Origin of the sequence: Corynebacterium senegalense, from assembly GCF_900411315.1 — a bacterium.
GTDB classification, from domain to species: domain Bacteria; phylum Actinomycetota; class Actinomycetes; order Mycobacteriales; family Mycobacteriaceae; genus Corynebacterium; species Corynebacterium senegalense.
The window spans coordinates 856,472-877,847 of record NZ_LS990887.1; the positions used below are offsets into that span (position 1 = coordinate 856,472).

The following is a 21,376-nucleotide window of genomic DNA, read 5'->3' on the forward strand; positions in this document are numbered from 1 at the left end:
TTGTCCCCCTTTCGCGGCCGCCTTTTCCACCCCCGCCCCACCCGCCGGCGGCTGTTAATGTTGCCGCGTGGAAACAATCGCCCGGCCCAAGCCCAGACTCATCGTCCCCGACCTCGCCCGCGGCCTCGCGCTTCTCGGCATCGCCGCCGCCAACGTCACCCAGGCGTGGATCATGAACCCCGCGAGCGAACCCGGCCAACCCGGTTGGACCCTCGGCGGGGTGCGCCCGGGCGAGAGCGCGGACGAGGTACTCGCGGTGTTCGCGGCGCTCTTCGTGCACGTGCGCGGCCTGCCCATGTTCTCCACGCTGCTCGGCTTCGGCATTGGCCTCATCGTGGCCAGCCTCCACCGGAAGGGCTACCCCGTCGCCCGGGCCCGCGCGGTGCTCGTGCGGCGCTACCTCGTCCTCGCCGCCTTCGGCCTGGCCCACACCTTCCTGCTCTTCTACGGCGACATCATGACCATGTACGGCGTCATCGGCGCACTCGTCGCTCTCATGATCACCCTGAAATCGAAAGCGCTGCGCATCATCGCCTACTCGACACTCCTCTTTTCCGTGCTGCTCACCATCCTCGGCGCGGTGGGCATCTATTACATGGGGGTCGAGGAGGCGGGCCTCGGCCTCCAGATCGCCCCACCCACAGCGGAGCTCACCGACCCGCTCACCTACCTCCGGGAGAACGCCGCCGCCGGCTCAACGGCGCTGAGCGGCCTGCCGCTCGGGGTCCTCTCGCTCGGCGGGCTCGTCCTGCTCGGCTTCGTCTGGGCGCGCGAGGGCTACCTCGTCGACGTGGACAGGCACCGCCGCGTCCTCGTCACCTGGGTGTGCGTCGCCGCCGCGGTGGTCCTCCTCATTGGCCTGCCCCTCGGCCTGGCCGCCATCGGCGTGATCGACCCGGCGCTCGAGGCGCCCCTGTACGTGGCGAACACCGGGCTGGGTGCCTTCACCGGCCCCGGCATCCTGGCCGGGCTGGCGCTTTTGACCAACCCGCTCCAGAAGCGGATGTACCGCCGCTACGAGGAGACCGGGGTGGCCGCACCGCCGGCGTGGACGTACCCCTTCGTGGCGCTGGGCAAGCGTTCCATGACGGGCTACCTCGCCCAGTCCTTCCTCTTCGTCGCGCTGGTCATGCCGTTCACTCTCGGCCTGGCCCAGGACGCGACCATCACCGGCAAGACCGCGGTCGGGGCGCTCGTCTGGCTCATCACCCTCGGCCTCGCCGCCGCCCTTGAGGCAGCGGGCAGGCAGGGCCCGTTCGAGTGGGCGCACCGCCGCCTCTCCTACGGCCCCACCGGACGGATTGAGCCATTCGCGCCCCGAGCCGGGCGCGAGCAGCTACCCTAGATTCTCGACCGAACACGGGCGCCCCACGCCGAGGGGCTGAGACCGCGCTCATGGCCGCGCGGGCACCGTCTGAACCTGCCTGGTTAGCACCAGCGAAGGAAGTTGAAGGAGAATCCTGCATGGACATCTACGAGTCCGAAATCCACCCCAAGCACCGCTACGCGCCGATTGTCAGCGACGGCCTCGAGGTCCCCGAAACCGCGATCGACCTCGACGACTCGCCCACCGGGCCGAACGCGCCGTTTCGCATCTACCGCACCCGCGGCCCCTGGGCCGAGCCGGAGGCCGGGCTGCCGGGCCTGCGCACGGAGTGGATCACCGCCCGCGGCGACGTCGAGGAGTACGCCGGACGCGAGCGCAACCTGCTTGACGACGGCACCCGGGCCGCCAAGCGGGGCGCAGCCAGCGAGGAGTGGCGCGGCGTGAAGCGCGCCCCGCTGCGCGCCCGGGAGGGAAAGCGCGTCACCCAGATGCACTACGCCCGGCGCGGCGAGATCACCCGGGAGATGGAGTTCGTGGCGCTGCGCGAGCACTGTGACGTCGAGAAGGTGCGCGAAGCCGTCGCGAGCGGGCGCGCGATCATCCCCAACAACGTCAACCACCCCGAGAGCGAGCCGATGATCATCGGCAACCAGTTCCTCACCAAGATCAACGCCAACATCGGCAACTCGGCGGTGACCTCCTCCATCCGCGAGGAGGTGGACAAGCTGCGCTGGGCCACCCGCTGGGGCGCGGACACCGTCATGGACCTGTCCACGGGCAACGACATCCACACCACCCGCGAGTGGATCCTGCGCAACTCCCCCGTTCCCATCGGCACCGTGCCAATCTACCAGGCGCTGGAGAAGGTCAACGGCATCGCCGAGGAGCTCACCTGGGAGATCTTCCGCGACACCGTCATCGAGCAGGCCGAGCAGGGCGTGGACTACATGACCGTCCACGCCGGGGTCCGCCTGCCGTTCGTGCCGCTGACCTCCAAGCGCGTCACCGGCATCGTCTCGCGCGGCGGATCCATCATGGCCGGCTGGTGCCTCGCCCACCACAAGGAGTCCTTCCTCTACGAGAACTTCGACGAGCTCTGCGAGATCTTCGCCGCCTACGACGTCTCCTTCTCCCTCGGCGACGGCCTGCGCCCCGGCTCCATCGCCGACGCCAACGACACTGCCCAGTTCGCCGAGCTCAAGACCATCGGCGAGCTGTGCAAGCGCGCCTGGGACCACGACGTCCAGGTGATGATCGAGGGCCCCGGCCACGTGCCGCTGAACAAGATCCAGGTCAACAACGAGAAGGAAGAGGAGTGGTGCGGCGGCGCACCCTTCTACACCCTCGGCCCCTTGGTCACCGACATCGCGCCGGGCTACGACCACATCACCTCCGCCATCGGCGCCGCCCACATCGCCGCCGGCGGCACCGCCATGCTCTGCTACGTCACCCCGAAGGAGCACCTCGGCCTGCCCAACAAGGACGACGTGAAGACGGGCGTGATCACCTACAAGCTCGCCGCCCACGCCGCCGACGTGGCGAAGGGCCACCCCGGCGCACACGAGTGGGACGACGCGATGAGCAAGGCCCGCTTCGAGTTCCGCTGGCACGACCAGTTCGCGCTCTCCCTCGACCCCGACACCGCGCAGGCCTACCACGACGAGACCCTGCCCGCGGAGCCGGCGAAGACGGCGCACTTCTGCTCCATGTGCGGCCCGAAGTTCTGCTCCATGCGCATCAGCCAGGACATCCGCGACGAGTTCGGCGACTCCCTCGACGAGGCGCTGGCCGACGAGCACGCCTCCATCGTTGCCGACCTCGGCATGCCCAGCCTGAAGCCGGGTTTGTCCAGCCGGGAGGGCGAGGCGAAGATGGCCGAGGAGTTCCGCGACCACGGTTCCCAGGTCTACCTGCCCGAGGGCGCGAACTCCTAGGGTCCGCGCGAGAAAGTTCCTACACTGGCCGGTATGAGTAAGGACACACACCCGGAAAAGACCGCCGGCGGGCCGAGCGTCAAGGACGGCGAGCTCTACGAGAAGCTGCGCGAGGAGGGCAACTCGAAGTCCAAGGCGGCGGCCATCGCCAACCAGGCCGCCAAAACCTCCCGCTCGGCGGTGGGCAAAAAGGGCGGCAAGGCCGGCTCCTACGAGGACTGGACGCGCGACGAGCTCTACGAGCGCGCCAAAGAGCTCGGCATCGAGGGCCGCTCGGACATGAACAAGGACGAGCTGATCGAAGTGCTGCGCGATGGCCAGTAGGGCGCTTGACCTGCGCTGCTACTTCGTCACGGGCGCGGGCAGTGACGTCGTCAGGCGGGCGCGCGAGGCCGCGCTCGGCGGCGCGGGGATGATCCAGGTGCGCAGCAAGCCGATCTCGGCGCGCGAACTCTACGAGCTGGGCCGCGAGGTCGCGCTCGCGGTGCGGGAGGCCAACCCTGAAACGCGCGTGCTTATCGACGACCGCGTCGACGTCGCCCTCGCCCTGCGCGAGTACGGGGTGGCGGGCGTCCACGTCGGCCAGGACGACCTGGACGTGCGCGTCGTGCGCGAGCTGCTCGGCCCGGAGGCAATCATCGGCCTGACCACCGGCACCCTCGAGCTGGTGGAGAAGGCCAACGAGGTCGCCGAGGTCATCGACTACATCGGCGCCGGCCCCTTCCGCGCCACCCCGACGAAGGACTCCGGGCGCCCGCTTCTCGGGCTGACGGGTTACCCCGAGCTCGTCCGCGCCTCGGCGGTCCCGGTGGTGGCCATCGGTGACATCACCGCCGAGGACGCCGCCGACCTCGCCCGCACGGGCGTGGACGGGCTGGCCATCGTGCGCGCCATCATGAATGCGCCGGACGCAACGGCCTACGTTCGGCACACGATTTCCGAATTTGAGCGGGGCAGAAACTGTTAAATAGAACACATGAGTAGCCGTAGGGTCTTCGCCAGCGTCGTCGTCTTCCTGGTCACCGCCGGCTGGGCGGCCAACCACTTCGCCTCCGTGCTCGTGGTGCTGCGCGAGCAGCTGCACCTCTCCCAGCTGCTGGTCAACGGGGCCTACGGCATCTACGCGCTCGGGCTGCTCCCCTCGCTTCTCGCCGGAGGCGCGCTGGCGGACCGCTTCGGTGGCCGGCCCATCGTCATCGTGGGCAGCCTCGCGGCGGCGCTCGGCAACCTCGTCCTCATGATCTTCCACGGCCCGGCCGGGCTGATGGTGGGCCGGCTCATCGTCGGGCTCGGCGTGGGCCTGGTCATCAGCCCCGGCACCGCCTGGGCGGCGCGGCTGCGCGGGGCGAGCGGCGCGACGGTGGCGGGCATCGTCCTGACCTCCGGCTTCGCACTCGGGCCGGTGATCTCGGGCGTGGCCGCCTACACCTTCACCCCGGTGTGGGTGCCCTTCGCGCTGACCATCGTCGCCTCGCTCGCGGCCATCGCCTTCTCCGCCGCCGCCGGCGACCTGCCGCGCGCCCGGATGGTGGCGGAGCAGCAGGAGACGCAGACGCGCCTGGAGCCGGGGGCGTCGGCAGTCAAGGCCCTGGCAACCGCGGTGCCCGTGGCGGTGTGGGTCTTCGCTGCCATCACCACCTCGCTCGTCGGCCTCGCCGCGCGGGTCGCCGAGTACTTCACCACGGGCGTCTTCCTGCCCGGCATCGCCGCCGTGGTCGGCTTCGGCACCGGCCTGGTCATGCAGGCGCTCGGCCGGCGCTTCAACTGGGGCCCGTACTCGGGCGTGGCGGGGATCGCGCTGGCCGCCGCAGGGTTCCTCGTGGTCGGCCTCGGCGGGGCGCCCCCGCCGCTGGCGCTGTTCTTCTTCTCCACGGTGCTGCTCGGCGGGGCATACGGCCTGTGCCTGCGCGACGGGCTTCTCGACGTCAACGCATACGCCCCTCCCTCGCACCGCGGCCGCGTCCTCGGCGCCTACTACGCGGCCACCTACATCGGCTTCAGCCTGCCGCCGCTGATCCAGTGGCTCGAGCCGCGCGTGGGGCCCTCGCTGCCGTTTTTCGTGCTCGCCGGCCTCGCCGCCTGCGCCGTCGCGCTGCGCACCCGGCAGATCCGCTCCGGTTACCTGGGGCGCCGCTAGGGTGGGCACGATGATCGAATTCTCCACGCTGGAGCAGCTCAGCGCGCCGCAGGCCTACGAGCTGTTCCGCCTGCGCGTCGACGTCTTCGTCGCCGAGCAGGACTGCCCCTACAACGAGCTGGACGACACGGACGCGCACCCCGAGACCCGCCACGTGCTCGCGCGCGGCGGCGAGGGGAGGCTGCTCGGCTGCGCCCGGGTCTTCCCCACCGCTGAAGGCTCGTGCTTCGGCCGCTTCGTCGTCGCCCCCGAGGCGCGCGGCACGGGCCTGGGCGCCGAGATCCTGGCCCGCAGCATCGAGTACACGCGGCGCTGGGAGGGCGACCTCGTCATCGAGGCGCAGGCCGGCCTCGTGGGCTACTACTCCGGGTTCGGCTTCGTGGCGGAGGGCGAGGAGTTCCTGGACACCGGCATCGCCCACCGCCGGATGAGGCTGCGGCGCGGGCTAGACTGAACCGCGTTATGGAACACCTCACCTCCCTCGACGTCGGGGTCGTGGGCGCGGGCATCATCGGCCTGGCCACGGCGCTGACCCTGGCCGACCGGGGCCACCGCGTCACGGTCTTCGATCCGGCCCCCGCCTCGGGCGCCTCGCACCACGCGGGCGGGATGCTCGCCCCGACCGCCGAGGTGGTGTACAAGCAGGACCCGCTCTTCCCGCTCATGGCGCGCGCGGCCGAGTGGTACCCGGAGCTCATCTCCCTGACCAACGCGTACAGCGAGCTGCCCACCGGCCACCGCACGGAGGGCACGCTCGTGGTGGCGCGCGACCGTGCCGACCGCACCCACCTCGACGAGCTGCGCGACTACCAGCACGCGCACGGCATGGTCGTCGAGGCGCTGAGCACCCGGAAGGCCCGGTCCCTCGAGCCGGCCCTGTCCCCGGCCCTGGCCGGGGCGGTGCGCATCGCGGGGGACCACCAGGTCCAGCCCCGCCTGTTCACCCGCGCGCTTTACGACGCCTGCGCCCGCGCCGGGGTGAGCTTCCGCGAGGAGAAGGTCGCGGACGTCGGCGCGGTCGACGCCGACCAGGTGATCATCTGCGCGGGGCTGGGCGCGCGGGAGGTCGGCGGCTGGTTCGAGGGCCCCAACCCGCTCAAGCTGCGCCCCGTCTACGGCGACGTGCTCCAGCTGGGGGTGCCGGAGCACCAGTTCCCGCTGCTCAACCACGTGGTGCGCGGCTTCGTGGAGGACCGCCCCGTCTACCTCATCCCCCGCTCCGACCGCACCCTGACCCTCGGCGCGACCAGCCGGGAGGACGACCGACCCCTCCCCCAGGCGGGCGGGGTGCACCAGCTGCTTCGCGACGCCATCGACGTCGTCCCGGCCATCGACGAGTGCGACGTGCTGGAGTCCACCGCCGGTGCGCGCCCCGGCTCGCCCGACGACCTGCCCTACCTGGGGCGGGTGAGCGAGCGGGTCGTCGTCTCGACGGGGTATTTCCGCCACGGCATCCTGCTCACTTCGGTGGCGGCCCGGTGCGGCGCGGAGCTCGTCGAGAAGCGCCGTCCCTCAATAGACTTGGCCGCGTGCGCGCCGCTGCGCCACGCGTGAGAATGTGGAGGTTCCTGTGAAGATTACGCTCAATGATTCGCCCCGCGAGACCGCTGCGGGCACCGTGGAGGCCCTGGTGGCGGAGGTGCTCGGGGAGGTCCCCGCGGCCGGCACGGCCGTCGCCGTCGACGGCGCCGTCGTGCCCCGCTCCGCCTGGTCCTCGACCGGGCTGGACCAGGGCGCGCGGGTGGACATCCTCACCGCGGTGCAGGGGGGCTAGGCGTGTTGAGGATCGCGGACCGCGAGTTCGAATCGCACCTGATCATGGGCACGGGCGGGGCGAGCTCGATGGACATGCTCGAGCGCGCGCTCGTCGCCTCGGGCACCGAGCTGACCACGGTGGCCATGCGCCGCCACGCGGCGTCGCCGGGGGCGGGCGAGTCGGTCTTCGGGCTGCTGAGCCGTCTCGGCATCGCCGCCCTGCCCAACACGGCGGGCTGCCGCACCGCGCGCGACGCCGTCATCACCGCCCGCCTCGCCCGCGAGGCGCTGGGTACCGAGTGGGTGAAGCTGGAGGTCATCGCCGACGACAGGACGCTGCTGCCCGACGTCGTGGAGACCCTCGACGCCTGCGAGGCGCTCGTCGACGAGGGCTTCACCGTGCTGGCCTACACCTCCGACGACCCGGTGGCCGCGAAGCGCCTGGAGGACGCCGGGGCCAGCGCCGTCATGCCGCTCGGCGCGCCCATCGGCACCGGGCTGGGGGTGCTCAACCCGCACAACATCGAGCTGATCTGCTCGCGCGCCGAGGTGCCCGTGCTCGTCGACGCCGGCGTGGGCACCGCCTCCGACGCCGCCCTGGCGATGGAGCTGGGCTGCGACGGGGTGCTGCTGGCCAGCGCGGTGAACCGCTGCCAGGACCCGGAGGCGATGGCGCGGGCGATGCGCCTGGCCGTGGAGGCGGGTCGGCTGGCGCGCGGTGCGGGGCGGATTCCGCGGCGGGAGCACGCGGTGGCGTCGTCAAGCTTCGAGGGCCTGGCCAGCTGGGCCGACCAGGTTCTCTAGCTGTGGCTCCTCGGGCTCTCCTGGTCGACGACCGTGAACCCCGGGTCGGCGTCCGCGCTCCACTCGTCGTCCACCGCTCCCCCGACGGATAGGTCGCCCTCGACGATGAGGGACTCGGACAGCTTCCACCTGCCCTCCTCCGCGTCGTACTCCAGCTCGGGGCGGTCGACCTCGTTGCCCTCGGCGTCGTAGCCCGGCGCGGGCCTGTTCTCCGCCGCCTCCAGCTTCTCCGCGCTGTCGGTCTTCTCCCACTGGCGGGTGCGCACCCGGCGGCGCGCCGCGGAGTCGTCGTTCATCGCCTTGATCAGCGAGTACATCATGAAGAAGTAGGTGATGAAGAACGGCAGGGCGATGATGATCACCACCTGCTGCAGGGCCTCGATGCCCGTGTCGTTGATGAACAGCAGCGCGGCGGTGACCACGCCGATCGCGAGGACCCAGCCGACCCTGTAGAACGTCGGCGTCTTGTTCTCCTCGCCGGAGGCGAACATGTCCAGCACTATCGCGGCGGAATCCATCGAGGTGACGAAGTAGAGCACGATCACGCCCAGCGCGATCGAGCCCACCACCGCGTACAGCGGGTACTGCGCCAGGAGGGTAAACAGCGCCTGCGGGGTATCGCCCTGCTCCACCACTGGGCCGGTGAGGACGCCGGGGTTCGCCGTCTCGATCTCCGTGGCGGCGCGGCCGAAGATGGAGAACCAGATCATGTCGAAGGCCGTGGGCAGCAGCAGCGTGCCGCCGATGAAGGCGCGCACGGTGCGCCCCTTGGAGATGCGGGCGAAGAACATGCCCACGAACGGCGCCCAGCAGATCGTCCACGCCCAGTAGAAGGCCGTCCACGTGGCGTGCCAGCCGGGGTTGTCGTTGTAGGAGTCGACCCAGAACATCAGCTCGGGCAGCGAGTCGGCGTAGATGCCGAAGGACTCGGTGATCTGCCCGATCAGGCGCAGGGTGGGGCCTGTGAACAGGACGAAGAGCATGAGGAACACCGTCGCGGCGATGTTGAGGTTGGAGAGGATCTTGACGCCCTTGTCCAGCCCGGAGATGACCGAGAGGCAGGCCGCGCCCGTGATGAACAGGATGATGCCCAGCTGCACCGGGGTGATCAGCGGCACGCCCCACATGATGTTCATCCCCGCTGAGATCTGCAGCACGCCCAGGCCGACGGAGACGGCGAGGCCGAAGACGGTGCCGATGATGCCGAGGGCGTCGAGAAGCTTGCCCGGCCACTCGTAGACGCGCTTGCCCAGCAGCGGCGAGAACAGCGAGGACATCCGCGCGGGCATCTTGCGCTTGTAGCTGAAGTAGCCCATGGCCAGCCCGGGCAGGGTGAAGATCACCCACATGTGGATGCCGAAGTGGTAGTAGGTGAACTCGAAGGCCTGGCGGATCGCGCCGCGGCTCATCGGCTCAAGGTCTCCGCGCGGCGGGTTGAAGGCGTGGTGCAGGGGCTCGGCCGCGCCCCAGAACAGCAGCGTCGCGCCCATGCCCGCGGCGAAGAGCATGGCGAACCACACCGGCAGGCTGTACTCGGGCTCGCCGTCGTCCTCGCCGAGGCGCAGGTTGCCGTACTTGGACACGAACACAACGATGAGGAAGACCAGCACCGCGGAGACGCCGCCGATGTAGAACCAGGCGAAGTTGTCCATGAGCGCGCCGGAGATTGCCGAGTACGCCCGGCGCGCGCGGTCGCCGAACGCGACCGTCAGTGTCACGAACGCCGCGATGAACCCCACGGAGGTGTAGAAGATGAGAGGGTCGGATTGCAGGCCCCGCCGTGCGCGGGTGTGGTCGTTCGTCATGGGTGCGCAGTGTAGTTGCTCGGGGTTATAGAGTGGGATTTATGAGTGACCTGTCGCACCTCGGCCTCCCCCGCGACGAGATGGTACGCACCGCCCGGCAGATGAACCTCCCCGGCTTCGGCCCCGCCCAGCAGGCGGCGCTGCACCGCGCACACGTCCTGGTCATCGGCGCCGGCGGGCTGGGCTGCCCGGTGCTGCAGTCGCTGGCGGCCACCGGCGTGGGGCGAATCACGGTCATCGACGACGACACCGTCAGCCTGAGCAACATCCACCGCCAGATCCTCTTCGGGGCCGCCGACGTGGGCCGGCCCAAGGTGGAGGTCGCGGGCGAGCGGCTGCGCGAGCTCCAGCCGGGCGTCGAGCTTGAGCTCCTCGACGCCCGCTTCTCCCCCGCCAACGCCCGCGAGCTGCTCCGCGGCGTCGACGTGCTGGTGGACGGCTCCGACACCTTCGCCACCAAGTTCCTCGCCGCCGACGCCGCCGAGATCACCGGCACGCCGCTGGTCTGGGGCTCGGTGCTGCGCTACCGCGGAGACGTGGCCCTGTGGTGGTCGGGTCCCGGCGCGCCCGCCGAGTCGGCGGGCATGCGCGACCTCTACCCCACCCAGCCGAACCCCGATTCGGTGCCGGACTGCGCGACCGCCGGGGTGCTGGGGGTGACCACCTCCGTCGTCGGCGGGCTGATGGCCACCGAGGTGGTCAAGCACCTCACCGGCGTCGGCGAGTCCCAGGTGGGCAGGCTCCGCATCTACGACGCCCTGGCGGGGAGCATCAGGGCGTTCACCGTGGCGCGCGACCCCGAGCGGACGCTGGTGACCGGCTTCGGCGAGTACGCGCCCGCGGCGTGCGCGGTGCCCGGGGGCGCTGAGGGTGGCGTCGCAAAGCTGCTCTCCCTGCCCTCGATCGACGTGCGCGAGCCCCACGAGAAGCTGCTGCGCGACCTCCCGCGGCCCGGCGTGAGCCTGCCGGTGAGCGCGTGGGAGGACGACCCGCAGCGGGCCCTCGGGGTGCTGGACAACTTCGGCGAGGGCGCCGACGTGCTCGTGTACTGCGCCTCCGGGGTGCGCTCGGCGCGCTTCGTCGAGCGCTTCGGGCCGGAGGCCGCGCGGCGCGGGGTGCGGCTTCACAGCCTGCCCGGCGGGGCGAACGAACACGGAGTAGATGTGGAAGCATGAAATTCCTCGCAGTATCGACAAGCGCCCACCGCTACCAGGAAACCGGCATCCACACCGGGATGTGGCTGAGCGAATACACCCACTTCTACGACACCATCACCAAGGCCGGCCACGACGTCGACCTGGCCAGCATCGCCGGCGGCGCGGTGCCGCTCGACCCCGTCAGCCTCCAGGCCCCCTACATGCTCATGGGCGGGACGAACAAGCGCTACGAGGACGCCGACTTCATGGAGCACCTCGACACCACCCCCGCGCTCGCCGACGTCGTCCTCGACGCCTACGAGGGCATCTACCTCATCGGCGGCCACGGCGCCATGCTCGACTTCGATGACGAGGCCCTCAAGGCGGCGCTCGCCCACTTCGCCTCCGGGGGCAAAATCGTCTCCGCCGTCTGCCACGGCCCCGCCGGGCTTCTCGACGTCCCCCTGCCCGACGGCACCCACCTGCTCGACGGGAAGAAGGTCACCGGGTTCACCTGGACCGAGGAGAAGCTCGCCCGCCGCTCCTCCGACGTCCCCTTCTCCCTGGAAGAGCGCCTCAGCGCCGAGGCCAGCGAGTTTGTCAAGGCCCGCGTGCCGATGACCAGGCACGTCGTCGTCGACGGCCGCCTCGTCACCGGCCAGAACCCCACCAGCGCCACCGGCGTGGCCGAGGCGGTGCTCGAGCTGCTTTAGGTCTGCTCTGGGGCTGCACCGCGCGGGCGCGTGCTAGGCTTATCCGCGATGAAGGGGAGTAGCTCCTCCGCGCGGCATCCAGCCGCGAGGCAGTGGCAGGTCGACACACTGGCGTCACAGCCCGGCCTGTCAGCTCTCGCGCAGAGAGTGAACGAGACCTTCGGCCCGCACCACGCGGCGCCGGAAGGTCTCTTTTTCTTTGCCCTCCGGCGCCCCCGAACCGGAGGAAAACATTGTCCACCCGCACGCCCGCCCAAGAGCAGAAGCTGCTCGAGCGCTTCATGTGGCTGTCCATCGCCGCCTCGCTGGCCACCATCGCCCTCAAGCTGGCGGCGGCGGCGGTCACCGGCTCCGTCGGCTTTCTCTCCGACGCCATCGAGTCCGTCATCAACGTCGTCGCCGCCGTCGTCGGCCTGTGGGCGCTGAAGATCTCGGCGAAGCCGGCCGACGACAACCACCCCTTCGGCCACGCCAAGGCCGAGTACTTCTCCGCCCAGGTCGAGGGCGCGATGATCTTCGTCGCCTCCATCGCGATCATCTACACCGCGATCGAGCGCATCCTCCACCCCCAGCCGATCGAGCAGGCGGGCATCGGCCTCCTGCTCTCCACGCTCGCCTCGGTGCTCAACCTGGCCGTCGGCGTGGCGCTGATCAAGGCCGGCAAACGCTACCGCTCCGCCACCCTCGACGCCGACGGCCACCACCTCATCACCGACGTGTGGACTACCGTGGGCGTCCTCGTCGGCGTCGCCGTCGTCGCGCTGACCGGCTGGGAGATCCTCGACCCCATCATCGCCCTGGCCGTCGGCGTGAACATCCTCTTCACCGGCTACCGGCTGCTGAAGAACTCCATCCTCGGGCTGCTCTCCCAGGCCCTGCCCGACGAGGAGCTCGAGCTTATCGACGCCTTCCTCGACCGCTTCTCCACCGACACGGGCGTGACCTTCACCAGCGTCCGCACCATCGCCTTCGGCCGCGACCGCCTCATCAACGTGGTCATGCAGGTCCCCGGCGACTGGACCGTCGAGCACTCCCACTCCTACGCCGACATGGTCGAGGAGGGCCTGGCGAAGGAGCTCGGCGGGGCGGAAACCGTCGTGCACATCGAGCCGCTGGGCGTTAAGACTGAGGTCGGGCCGATGTGGGTGTGAGGGCAACCGGCCGGGATCCAGAATGACGAAACCCCCTCTCCTTACCAGAGAGGGGGTTTCAATCTAGTAGCGGGGGCAGGATTCGAACCTACGACCTCTGGGTTATGAGCCCAGCGAGCTACCGAGCTGCTCCACCCCGCGACGGGTGATATTTACTTCACCTGCTGCCGTTTCCCGGCAACGAGAAGTAACTATATCCACCGTCACGCAGAAGGCCAAATCGCCTGGTCGGGGCCGCTACTGGGAGTTCTTGTACGCCTCCACCGCCTTGTCCAGACCGTCGAGCGCCCGGCCGTACTCCTCGAAGGAGCCGTCGCGTGCGCCCTCGAGGTTGCGCAGGGCGTCGTCGATCTGCTTCAGCGCGTCGTCCCGGTTGCCGGAGGCCGCGGGGGTGGCTGGCTGCTCGGCCGGGGTGTCTCCCCCGCCCTCGTTGGCCACCTGGATGTCCTGCGCGGCGTCCGAGTTGATGCCCACCTGGCTCAGCGCCTGCGACACCGTCGGGGCATAGCCCACCTGGCCGCGGTAGAACACGAGCACGCGCAGCAGCTTCGGGAAGGCCGAGGCCTGGTCCTTGCGCTGCGAGTAGATCGGCTCGACGTAGAGGATGTCCCCGCCGCCGACCGGCAGCGTGAGCAGGTTGCCGTTCTTCAGGTCGTTGGAGCCCTGCCACAGGGTGCGGTCGCGGGCCACCTGGTCCGAGGACATGAGCGCGTCCTGGGCCTGCTTCGGGCCCTGGGTCTGGGTGTTGGTGGGCAGGACGCGCACCGTGATCTTGCCGTAGTTGTCAGGGTCGGAGGACACGGACATGTGGGCGGAGAGGAACTCGCGGTTGAGGCCGCGGAACGGGGTGATCAGCTGGAAGGACGGCTTCTTCGTCTCCGGGTCGGCGGCGACGACGTAGTACGGCGGCTGGTTCAGCTCCTGGCGGCCCTCCGGGGCGGTCGGGTCGTTCGGCACGGACCAGAAGGCGTCGTTGTTGAAGAACACGCCGGGGTCATCGACGTGGTAGCGGGCCAGCAGCTCTCGCTGAACCTTGAACAGGTCCTCCGGGTAACGCAGGTGCTCGCGCAGGTCGTCGGAGATCTCCGAGGCGGGGCGCACGGTGTCCGGGAAGACCTTCATCCAGGCCTGCAGGACGGGGTCGGACTCGTCGAAGGCGTAGAGGTCGACGCTGCCGTCGTAGGCGTCGACGGTCGCCTTGACCGAGTTGCGGATGTAGCCCAGGTTCTTGTTCACGAGGCGCTGGGTGGTCCCGTCGGGGTTCAGCGCGTCCTGCGTCGTGTCCGTCAGCGAGGTGCGGGTCGAGTACGGCAGGTCGGACAGGGTGGTGTAGCCGTCCACGACCCACTTCACGCGGCCGTCGACGACGGCCGGGTACGTCTTGGAGTCGGTGGTCAGCCACGGGGCGACCTTGCCCACGCGCTCGCGCGGGTCGCGGTCGTAGAGGATCTTCGACTCGGAGCCCACGCGGTCGGACAGGAGCATGTTGAGCTCCTGGTATTTCATGGCGTAGGCAGCGCGGTTGACCCAGTTGCCCACGTTGACGCCGCCCTCACCCGAGTAGGTGTAGGTGGAGGTGTCGGTGTCGTACTCGACCGGGCCCTGGCCGTTGTCGCCGACGATGGCGTAGTCCAGGTTGTCCTCGGCGCTGGCGATCACCGGGCCGTAGTAGATGCGCGGCTCGTCGACGCGGATGCCCAGCTGCTCCGCATCGTCGCTGGCCTGTGCCTGGGCGTTGGCCTGCAGGTCGGAGACGGTGAAGATGGGCAGGCCGCCGCGGGTCGAGCCCGCGTCCTGCGCGGCCTCGTCGACCGTGTTCGCCTGCGCCGCCACGAAGCCGTTGCCGTGGGTGTAGACGGTGTGGCGGTTGATCCAGTCGCGCTGGTTCTCACGCAGCGCGTTCGGGTCCAGCTCGCGGGCCGCGACCACGAAGTCGCGCATCTCGCCGTCGACCTCGTAGCGGTCCATGGCGAGCGTCTCCGGGAAGCCGTAGAAGTTGCGCAGCTGCTGGTTCTGGGTGAACGTCGGGGAGATGATGTCCGGGTCGAGCAGGCGAATGTTGCCCAGCGTCGCGGCGTCGCCCGCGACGTCGCTGCCGGAAGCGTCGCCGCCCCAGTTCTCCTCGTAGGTCACTGTGGCGTCGGTAAGCCCGTAAGCTTGGCGCGTCGCCTCGATGTTGCGGCCGATGTACTCGTACTCCTTGGCCTGGCGGTTCGGCTTGACCGAGAACTGCTCGAGCAGCGCCGGCCACACCCCGCCGATGACGAGGGCGGAAAACAGCATGAGCACCGTCGCGAGGACGGGGACGCGGAAGTCCTTGAACACAATCGAGGCGAAAAACGCCGCCGCGACGATCACCGCGATGACGGTGAGGATGATCTTCGCCGGCAGCATCGCGTTGATGGAGGTGTAGGACGCGCCGGTGAAGATGTCGTTCTGCTGGTAGAGCAGCCCGTAGCGCTCCAGCCAGTAGCTCACGGCCTTGACCACCATCCACAGCCCGGCGGTCACCGCCAGCTGGACGCGGGCGGCCTGGGAGACGTAGCCCCTGATGCCCGAGACGTTGCTGCCCACCCGGATCCCGCCGAGCAGGTAGTGCGCGACCAGGCCGAGCACGAATGCCGCCACGAGCAGCATGGACAGCATGCCCACGATGACGTTCAGGGCCGGCAGGGCGAAGGCGTAGAAGCCGAGGTCGCGGTTGAACTGCGGGTCGGCGGTGCCGAAGTCCGTGCCGTTGAGCCACAGCATGAACGTGCGCCAGGTGCGCTGCCCCGCCAGGCCGGTGAAGAGGGCGACGGCGATGGGGACCCAGATCAACAGGACCCGGACGCCGGCGTCGATGGACGCGCGCTGCGCCGGGTTACCGACGGTCTCCTTCGGCCGGCCGCGCCAGGCAAAGTACGCCGCGAGGTAGCTCACCCCGCCGCCGATCAGCGCGAAGATGGCGAACAGGACCACCTGGGAGGCGATCACCTTCCCGAACACGCCGCGGAAATCAAGCTCCCCGAACCACAGCCAGTCCGTGTAGAAGCCTGTCAGCAGCGGCACCAGGAAGAGCAGCGCACCGACCACTCCCATCGTGACGGCAAGCGCCCTGTTCGGTTTGTTCGCGCGCGGGCGAGGCGGGGTGAGGCGGGTAGCCAATCCTGCTCCTTAGAAATAGTTTTGAGGGAACGCGTACTAGAGTCCTAGCTTAAATTGATCAACGGCCGAGCAGCGAGAAGGGTTCCCGATGCTGTCACAGCAAGCACTCAACAAAGCGATGATGGAAGCGGTGGAATTCGTCCACGCCGAGGGCTGGGACGCCGGCCCCACCCTCTTCGCGCTCGTCCCCACCGAGCTGCTCGTGGACCAGCTCGAACCCGGCGCCGCGGACGCCCCGCTCACCCTCGTCGTCCAGGACAACCTGCCGGAGCACATCCTGCCCGGCTCCGAGGAGCTCGCCGAGTACGTCGCCCGCCTCGCCTGGCCGCGGGAGGTGGAGGGGGTCGTGCTCGCCCAGGAGATCCTCTTCCGCGACGCCAGCGCCCCTGAGACGGACGGCCCCCGCAACGCCCGACTGTTCTCCGGGGTTCTGCGCGACCAGGGCGGCTCGGGCGGCTCGGTGGAGGAGGACCTCGAGCTGACCCTGCTCCAGCTCCGCCCGACCGAGGAGGAGCTGGAGGAGCGCGGCCCCTTCGCCCAGGACGACATCGAGCTGCGCGGCGGGCCCGGGGTCGCGCCCCACGTCATCGCCGCGCTGCGCTTCGGCCTCGAGCAGGACCCCGGGGAGTTTGAACTAGACTGAGCCCATCATTCAGCCTGCCCGCCCCCGACCCAAGGAGCCCCGAGTGCACCGCCACACCCCCGCCCGCCTCGCCGCCGCTGCCGTGACGGCCGCGGCGCTGGCCCTCGCCGGCTGCGCGAGCGACGAGACCACCGAGCCGGGCTCCCCGACGGGCCAGGCCACAGAGACAACCGCGACAACCGCGACGACCGAGGCGGCTGAGACCACCGAGGCATCGACGACGACCGGGGCGGCGGAGGTGACGTCGACAAGCGCGAGCGACCGCAAGCTTGTCGACGACGTCGCGGCGCGTTTCTCCACGCTCGCGCCCGCCTCGCTCTTCGCGCAGTTCGACACGTGCAGCCCGACCGGAATGGCCGGCTCCTACGACTGCTCCGGGCCCGAGATCGGCCAGTTCCAGCTGTTCGACTCCGACGCGAAGGCCGCCTCCACGACCCAGCTGCTCACGGAGCTGCGCAGCTCCCGCATCGTCGAGGACAACGGCACGCGCGTGGTCGGCTGGTCCACCCTCGGCACCTCCGCGATCATTACCGTGGTGGACAACGAGAAGGGCCAGGTCATGCAGCAGCTCATCTCCTCCGACCAGGAGGACCCGCGCGAGCGGATCTACAAGCTCGGGCTGGCGGACAAGGACGCTGCGGGAGAGACCGCGACCGAGACCACCGCGGAGACGACCCCCGCGAATCCCTCCTAGCGCCCGCTACCCCGTGCAGGCCGCGACGTCGCGCCCTGCGGCGAAGTCGTCCATGGCGCGGACGGCGTCATCGAGCGTGGCCACGCTCGCCACGGTCATTCCACGCGCGTCCGCCCGGGCCGCCTCCGCGCAGTTGCCCGCCGGGGCGAGGAACAGCTCCGCCCCCGCCTCCCGCGAGGCCTCGATCTTGTGCGAGATCCCCCCAATCGGCCCGACCGAGCCGTCCTCCGCGATCGTGCCCGTCCCGGCGACGAACTTGCCGCCGTTGAGCTCGCCCGGCGAGAGCTTGTCGATCACCGCGAGCGAGAACATCATCCCGGCGCTCGGACCCCCGATGTCGTTGAGGTTGTAGGTCACCGTCACCCCGTCCGCCGGGGCCGAGGTCATGAGGATGCCCAGCTGCGGCACCGCCGCATCCTCCGGGCTGGCGCCCAAAGTGACGTCGACCTCCTTTTTCTCCTCGCCCCGCTCGATGCCCAGGCGCAGCGTGTCGCCCGGCGCGTGCGCGCGGACCAGGTCCTGTACCTGGCTCGGCTGGGCGATCTCCTCGCCGTCGACCGCGGAGATGACGTCGCCCGCCTCGAGCTTGCCTGCCGCTGCGGAATCCTGCACCGTGTCGTGCACGACCACGCTGGTCGGGCGGCCGAGGAAACGCATCGCCGCCACCGTCGCGGCGGCCTCCGAGGCGACGAAGGACTGCTTGTTCGCCTCCTCCATCTCCTCCTCGCTCAGGTCCGGGGGGAGCACTTGCTCGATCGGCACGATGGTGTCCCCCGCCCCGATCCAGCGGCCCAGCGCCTGCGCCAGGGTCATGTTGGTGCGCACCGACACCGTCGTCATGTTCAGGTTGCCGGACGTCTCGTCTGTGGGCGCGCCCTCGACGTCGACGACCGGGGTGCCGTCGACGTCGCCGAGCGTGTTGAACGTCGGCCCCGGCCCCTGCGCCGCATACGGCACCGCGAGCGAGATGTCGGTGAACGGGATGTGGTTCAGCGCCAGCGTCATCGCCGCCACCGGCACCGCGCCCAGCACCACGGTGGTCCAGCGCCTCGACCGGGGCCTCCACGGGCGCCTCGGCTGAGGTGAGGCATGGTCGGGGCGTTCCTTGCGTCCAGCTTTCACGGTTAGCAATCCTAACCCACCGCCCCGCCTGTCCCCGCCTGCTGTTCGCTGACAGCGTTCCGCGAGGCCCTCGCCCCACCCGGCCGGCCGTAGGTAGTGTTGATCGCATGAGCAACGGATTCGGGTTCTCCTTCCCCTTCAACGGCCGCGGCGATGACGACGGCAGGGATGACGGGGACAACAGCGGCAACGGCGACAGGAACCGCGACGACAACCCCTTCGGCGCCTTCGGCTTCGGCGGCGGCGCCCAGGGCGGCAACCTGGGCGACCTGCTGAACCAGTTCGGCCAGATGCTCTCCGGAATGGGTTCGAGCATGAACAGCCAATCCGAGGGCGACGCCGTGAACTTCGAGCTGGCGCAGCGCATGGCCCGCCAGCGCCTCGGGGGCTCGCAGCCCGTCCCCGCCGCCGAGCAGTCGGCGGTGACCGAGTCGCTGCGCCTCGCGGATCTTTGGCTCGACGAGGCGACCTCGCTGCCCGCCTCGGGGGCCCGGCCCGCGGCCTGGAGCTCGCAGGAGTGGCTCTCCAGCACCATGCCCGCCTGGAAGAGGCTGGTCAATCCCGTCGCCGAGCACATGAACCGCGCCCAGATCGAGGCCATGCCCGAGGAGGCCCGCGAGATGATGGGGCCGATGGCGGGCATGTTCAACCAGATGAACGCGATGAACTTCGGCATGAAACTCGGCCACGCCCTCGGCGACCTCGCGCGGCAGGCGCTCACCGGCACCGATTTCGGCCTGCCCATCGCCCCGGCGGGCGTGGCCGCCATCCTGCCCCGCAACGCCGCCGCGATGGCCAAGGAGCTCTCCCTGCCGGGCCAGGAGGTCATGGTCTACCTGGCCGCCCGCGAGGCCGCACGCCAGCGCCTGTTCCAGCACGTCCCGTGGCTTGTCGAGAGGCTCGTCGCCTCCGTCGAGGAGTACGCAGCCGGCCTCGAGCTCGACACCTCCCACCTGGAGGAGATCGCGCGCTCCCTCAACCTCGAGGGCGGCGACCCCCAGCAGATCCAGGAGAAGCTCAACGAGCTGCAGGGCCAGGACCTTTCCCCCCGCGTCACCTCCCGCAACTCGGTGGCCACCTCCCGCCTGGAGACGCTGCTCGCCCTCGTCGAGGGGTGGGTCGACGTGGTTGTCGACTCCGCCCTCGGCTCGCGCATCCCCTCCGCCACACAGCTCGCCGAGGCGTGGGCGCGGCGCCGCGCGACGGGCGGCTCGGCCGAGCGGGCCTTCGCCAACATCGTCGGTATCGAGCTCGGCGCCCCCAAGGTCCGCGAAGCGGCCGAGCTGTGGCGCCGCACCGACAACGCCGTGGGCCAGGAGCGCCGCGACGGCGTGTGGGACCACCCGGACTTCCTCCCGACGGCGGAGGACCTTGACAACCCGGCCGCGTTCATCGACACCCTCCTCGACGACCAGCCCGACACCAGCTTCGACGAGGAGTTCGCCAAGCTCGAGGAGGAGCTGCGCAACAACCCCGAGTTCAAGCGCGAGGACGGCGACGGCAAGGACGACGGCAGCGAGGACGGGACCGAGCTCTAACCCCCGAACCTCTGCAGGGCCTCGAGGTAGCCCTTCGCCCGCTCCGCCTTCGGGGCCCTGTCCGCCCACCGCCAGAACTCCGCGCCGTGGCCGGGGATGAAGGTGTGCGTCAGCTCGTGGACCAGCACGGCGTCCAGGACGTAGTCGGGCACCTGCCTGAGCCGGTCGCTGACGCGGATCTCCCCCGTCGCCACGGTGCACGACCCCCAGCGCGTCGCCTGGTTGCTCACCCAGCGCACGGCCCCGATAGTCGCCCGCCCCTCCAGCACCTCCTCGTTAAGGCGGCGGGCCCGCTCGAGCAGGCCGGCATCCGAGCGCGCCGAGGCCATGGACTTGCGCCGCACGCGCTCCAGCATCTCCTCGACGGTCTCGCGCTCCTGCTTCGCGCTAAACGATGCCGGGATGCGCACCTCCACGACCCCGCCCACCAGCCGGGCCTGCACGGTGCGCCGCCGCCGCGCGGAGCGGATCACGCGCACCTCGGGTCGCCGGGGCTGCTCGGACGCGTCATCGGAGGGGGCATGAACCATGACAAACCAGTCTAGGTGTGCTCCAATGGGCCGTGACGTTCGCGGGTGTTCGCGGGTGGCCGACTTTCGGGGGGAAGATCACGCATGGCTCAGGCACTCAACGGTTCGACGACGCTGCGCTTTGCGCCCGGCGCGACGGTCATCGCGCGCGGCCCCGCCAGCCTGCAGTTCGGCGCCGACGCGACCCGGAGCGGGATCGTCGAAACCCCCGCCGCACCCCGGCTCGTTCCGGTGCTGCGCGCGCTGCACACCCCCACCCGGCTCGACCGCCTTATCGAGCGCGCGGCCGCCGACTGCGGCATGACCGCCGAGGAGACCACGGGCCTCGTCGCCGACCTCGTCGCCTACCGCGTCCTGCTTACCGACGCCACCCCCACCGCCCTCATCATCGGCCGCGGTCCCCTCGCCGCCGCGCTGCGCCCCCTCCTCGCCGCCGCCGGGGTGCGCGTGCGCTCGCCGCTGCACAACGAGGGCCCCGAGCGCTTCCTCGCCGGCAGCGACGACGCGGCCCCGCTGATCGTGGTCGACGATCTCACCACCACCGCCCACCTGGCCCACCTGACCCGCAACCGCGGCGGGGCGGTCCTGCCCGTCACGCTCGTCGACGCCCGCGTTTTCGCCGGGCCGCTCAGCCTCGGCCGCGGCGGGCCGTGCCTGCACTGCGCGCACCTCTACCACCTCGAGCGCGACGCGAACTGGCCGGCGGTGCTCCGACTGATCCGGGACGCCCGGCCGCTCCCCGACCCCCTCGTCGTCTCCGCCGGGGCGGCCGCCGTCGCGCGGCTCGCCCGGCGCCTCAGCGGCGCGCCCGACCCTCCGGGCGTGTCAGCCGACTACCCGGCCCGGGGCACCCGCGTCGTCGTCGACCCCTTCGGACCCGTGCCGTGGGCTGCGGAAACGCTGCGCCCGCACCCGCGCTGCCCCGTCTGCTACTGAGCAG

At 70.4% G+C, this 21,376-nt stretch carries 20 protein-coding genes, 1 tRNA gene and 1 riboswitch; of the genes, 16 read left to right on the forward strand and 5 right to left on the reverse strand.

The window, feature by feature from the left end; all coding sequences use genetic code 11:
* Positions 1-67: 67 nt before the first annotated feature.
* The 9 genes from DYZ02_RS04185 (at position 68) to DYZ02_RS04225 (ending at position 7,957) form a co-directional block, all read left to right on the forward strand.
* Positions 68-1,345: a DUF418 domain-containing protein gene (locus DYZ02_RS04185; protein WP_245945638.1), complete on the forward strand. Its 1,278-nt coding sequence runs from the start codon at positions 68-70 to the stop codon at positions 1,343-1,345.
* A gap of 4 nt (positions 1,346-1,349) precedes the next feature.
* Positions 1,350-1,463, forward strand: a riboswitch (TPP riboswitch).
* Between the two features lies 1 nt (position 1,464).
* Positions 1,465-3,261 (forward strand): phosphomethylpyrimidine synthase ThiC, encoded by a 1,797-nt coding sequence (thiC, locus tag DYZ02_RS04190; RefSeq protein WP_115685115.1) that lies wholly within the window; start codon positions 1,465-1,467, stop codon positions 3,259-3,261.
* A 33-nt stretch (positions 3,262-3,294) separates the two neighbouring features.
* Entirely contained in the window at positions 3,295-3,585 is a 291-nt protein-coding gene (locus DYZ02_RS04195) for a DUF7218 family protein (RefSeq protein ID WP_115685116.1), read from the forward strand.
* Positions 3,575-4,228: a thiamine phosphate synthase gene (locus DYZ02_RS04200; RefSeq protein ID WP_115685117.1), complete on the forward strand. Its 654-nt coding sequence runs from the start codon at positions 3,575-3,577 to the stop codon at positions 4,226-4,228. The genes DYZ02_RS04195 and DYZ02_RS04200 overlap by 11 nt, the downstream gene beginning before the upstream one ends.
* A 9-nt stretch (positions 4,229-4,237) precedes the next feature.
* On the forward strand, positions 4,238-5,398 hold the full coding sequence (locus DYZ02_RS04205) for an MFS transporter (RefSeq protein WP_115685118.1): 1,161 nt from the start codon (positions 4,238-4,240) through the stop codon (positions 5,396-5,398).
* Between the two features lie 10 nt (positions 5,399-5,408).
* Positions 5,409-5,852: a GNAT family N-acetyltransferase gene (locus tag DYZ02_RS04210; RefSeq protein ID WP_115685119.1), complete on the forward strand. Its 444-nt coding sequence runs from the start codon at positions 5,409-5,411 to the stop codon at positions 5,850-5,852.
* 8 nt (positions 5,853-5,860) lie between these two features.
* Positions 5,861-6,952 (forward strand): glycine oxidase ThiO, encoded by a 1,092-nt coding sequence (gene thiO, locus DYZ02_RS04215; protein WP_115685120.1) that lies wholly within the window; start codon positions 5,861-5,863, stop codon positions 6,950-6,952.
* A 16-nt stretch (positions 6,953-6,968) separates the two neighbouring features.
* Entirely contained in the window at positions 6,969-7,172 is a 204-nt protein-coding gene (thiS, locus tag DYZ02_RS04220) for a sulfur carrier protein ThiS (RefSeq protein ID WP_115685121.1), read from the forward strand.
* A gap of 2 nt (positions 7,173-7,174) precedes the next feature.
* The gene (locus tag DYZ02_RS04225) at positions 7,175-7,957 is read left to right on the forward strand and encodes a thiazole synthase (RefSeq protein ID WP_115685122.1); all 783 of its coding nucleotides are present in this window, start codon (positions 7,175-7,177) and stop codon (positions 7,955-7,957) included.
* On the opposite strand, the gene DYZ02_RS04230 is transcribed toward DYZ02_RS04225, so the two are convergent.
* The gene (locus tag DYZ02_RS04230) at positions 7,954-9,762 is read right to left on the reverse strand and encodes a BCCT family transporter (RefSeq protein WP_115685123.1); all 1,809 of its coding nucleotides are present in this window, start codon (positions 9,760-9,762) and stop codon (positions 7,954-7,956) included. The genes DYZ02_RS04225 and DYZ02_RS04230 overlap by 4 nt on opposite strands.
* 41 nt (positions 9,763-9,803) lie before the next feature.
* On the opposite strand from DYZ02_RS04230, the gene DYZ02_RS04235 reads away from it, so the two are divergent.
* The 3 genes from DYZ02_RS04235 to DYZ02_RS04245 all read left to right on the forward strand — a co-directional run bounded on the left by DYZ02_RS04235 (position 9,804) and on the right by DYZ02_RS04245 (position 12,762).
* The gene (locus tag DYZ02_RS04235) at positions 9,804-10,937 is read left to right on the forward strand and encodes a ThiF family adenylyltransferase (protein WP_115685124.1); all 1,134 of its coding nucleotides are present in this window, start codon (positions 9,804-9,806) and stop codon (positions 10,935-10,937) included.
* Positions 10,934-11,611 (forward strand): type 1 glutamine amidotransferase domain-containing protein, encoded by a 678-nt coding sequence (locus DYZ02_RS04240; RefSeq protein ID WP_115685125.1) that lies wholly within the window; start codon positions 10,934-10,936, stop codon positions 11,609-11,611. The genes DYZ02_RS04235 and DYZ02_RS04240 overlap by 4 nt, the downstream gene beginning before the upstream one ends.
* 281 nt (positions 11,612-11,892) lie before the next feature.
* Positions 11,893-12,762, forward strand: a complete 870-nt coding sequence (locus DYZ02_RS04245; RefSeq protein ID WP_115686370.1) for a cation diffusion facilitator family transporter — start codon at positions 11,893-11,895, stop codon at positions 12,760-12,762.
* A 67-nt stretch (positions 12,763-12,829) separates the two neighbouring features.
* Here DYZ02_RS04245 and DYZ02_RS04250 read toward each other — a convergent pair.
* Both DYZ02_RS04250 and DYZ02_RS04255 read right to left on the reverse strand, forming a co-directional pair.
* A tRNA-Met gene (locus DYZ02_RS04250) sits at positions 12,830-12,903 on the reverse strand.
* 96 nt (positions 12,904-12,999) lie between these two features.
* A complete protein-coding gene (locus DYZ02_RS04255) occupies positions 13,000-15,843 on the reverse strand; it encodes a UPF0182 family protein (RefSeq protein WP_425451034.1) in 2,844 nt (947 codons plus the stop codon).
* Positions 15,844-15,997: 154 nt separating this feature from the next.
* Between DYZ02_RS04255 and DYZ02_RS04260 the strand changes: the two genes are divergently transcribed.
* Positions 15,998-16,552 carry a PPA1309 family protein gene (locus DYZ02_RS04260; RefSeq protein WP_115685127.1) on the forward strand — a complete coding sequence of 185 codons (555 nt, stop codon included), beginning with the start codon at positions 15,998-16,000 and terminating at the stop codon, positions 16,550-16,552.
* Between the two features lie 43 nt (positions 16,553-16,595).
* Positions 16,596-17,246, forward strand: coding sequence for a hypothetical protein (locus DYZ02_RS04265; protein WP_115685128.1), 651 nt, complete (start codon positions 16,596-16,598; stop codon positions 17,244-17,246).
* Between the two features lie 6 nt (positions 17,247-17,252).
* On the opposite strand, the gene DYZ02_RS04270 is transcribed toward DYZ02_RS04265, so the two are convergent.
* On the reverse strand, positions 17,253-18,251 hold the full coding sequence (locus DYZ02_RS04270) for a YlbL family protein (protein ID WP_115686371.1): 999 nt from the start codon (positions 18,249-18,251) through the stop codon (positions 17,253-17,255).
* A gap of 224 nt (positions 18,252-18,475) precedes the next feature.
* Between DYZ02_RS04270 and DYZ02_RS04275 the strand changes: the two genes are divergently transcribed.
* Positions 18,476-19,906 carry a zinc-dependent metalloprotease gene (locus DYZ02_RS04275; protein ID WP_115685129.1) on the forward strand — a complete coding sequence of 477 codons (1,431 nt, stop codon included), beginning with the start codon at positions 18,476-18,478 and terminating at the stop codon, positions 19,904-19,906.
* Here the strand turns inward: DYZ02_RS04275 and DYZ02_RS04280 are convergent.
* A complete protein-coding gene (locus DYZ02_RS04280) occupies positions 19,903-20,436 on the reverse strand; it encodes a M48 metallopeptidase family protein (protein ID WP_115685130.1) in 534 nt (177 codons plus the stop codon). The genes DYZ02_RS04275 and DYZ02_RS04280 overlap by 4 nt on opposite strands.
* 84 nt (positions 20,437-20,520) lie before the next feature.
* On the opposite strand from DYZ02_RS04280, the gene DYZ02_RS04285 reads away from it, so the two are divergent.
* Complete coding sequence (locus DYZ02_RS04285; RefSeq protein ID WP_115685131.1) at positions 20,521-21,372, forward strand: hypothetical protein; 852 nt, start codon at positions 20,521-20,523, stop codon at positions 21,370-21,372.
* Positions 21,373-21,376 lie beyond the last annotated feature (4 nt).

What these genes read in the sequence shown, in the direction of transcription:
- DYZ02_RS04240 (WP_115685125.1), top strand. Translation starts at nt 10,934, where the DNA reads ATGAAATTCCTCGCAGTATCGACAAGCGCCCACCGCTACCAGGAAACC.
- DYZ02_RS04285 (WP_115685131.1), top strand. Translation starts at nt 20,521, where the DNA reads ATGGCTCAGGCACTCAACGGTTCGACGACGCTGCGCTTTGCGCCCGGC.
- thiO (WP_115685120.1), top strand. Translation starts at nt 5,861, where the DNA reads ATGGAACACCTCACCTCCCTCGACGTCGGGGTCGTGGGCGCGGGCATC.
- DYZ02_RS04260 (WP_115685127.1), top strand. Translation starts at nt 15,998, where the DNA reads ATGCTGTCACAGCAAGCACTCAACAAAGCGATGATGGAAGCGGTGGAA.
- DYZ02_RS04280 (WP_115685130.1), bottom strand. Translation starts at nt 20,436, where the DNA reads ATGGTTCATGCCCCCTCCGATGACGCGTCCGAGCAGCCCCGGCGACCC.
- DYZ02_RS04245 (WP_115686370.1), top strand. Translation starts at nt 11,893, where the DNA reads ATGTGGCTGTCCATCGCCGCCTCGCTGGCCACCATCGCCCTCAAGCTG.
- DYZ02_RS04230 (WP_115685123.1), bottom strand. Translation starts at nt 9,762, where the DNA reads ATGACGAACGACCACACCCGCGCACGGCGGGGCCTGCAATCCGACCCT.
- DYZ02_RS04195 (WP_115685116.1), top strand. Translation starts at nt 3,295, where the DNA reads ATGAGTAAGGACACACACCCGGAAAAGACCGCCGGCGGGCCGAGCGTC.
- DYZ02_RS04270 (WP_115686371.1), bottom strand. Translation starts at nt 18,251, where the DNA reads ATGACGCTGGCGCTGAACCACATCCCGTTCACCGACATCTCGCTCGCG.
- DYZ02_RS04235 (WP_115685124.1), top strand. Translation starts at nt 9,804, where the DNA reads ATGAGTGACCTGTCGCACCTCGGCCTCCCCCGCGACGAGATGGTACGC.
- DYZ02_RS04255 (WP_425451034.1), bottom strand. Translation starts at nt 15,843, where the DNA reads ATGGGAGTGGTCGGTGCGCTGCTCTTCCTGGTGCCGCTGCTGACAGGC.
- DYZ02_RS04210 (WP_115685119.1), top strand. Translation starts at nt 5,409, where the DNA reads ATGATCGAATTCTCCACGCTGGAGCAGCTCAGCGCGCCGCAGGCCTAC.
- thiC (WP_115685115.1), top strand. Translation starts at nt 1,465, where the DNA reads ATGGACATCTACGAGTCCGAAATCCACCCCAAGCACCGCTACGCGCCG.
- DYZ02_RS04200 (WP_115685117.1), top strand. Translation starts at nt 3,575, where the DNA reads ATGGCCAGTAGGGCGCTTGACCTGCGCTGCTACTTCGTCACGGGCGCG.
- DYZ02_RS04275 (WP_115685129.1), top strand. Translation starts at nt 18,476, where the DNA reads ATGAGCAACGGATTCGGGTTCTCCTTCCCCTTCAACGGCCGCGGCGAT.
- DYZ02_RS04205 (WP_115685118.1), top strand. Translation starts at nt 4,238, where the DNA reads ATGAGTAGCCGTAGGGTCTTCGCCAGCGTCGTCGTCTTCCTGGTCACC.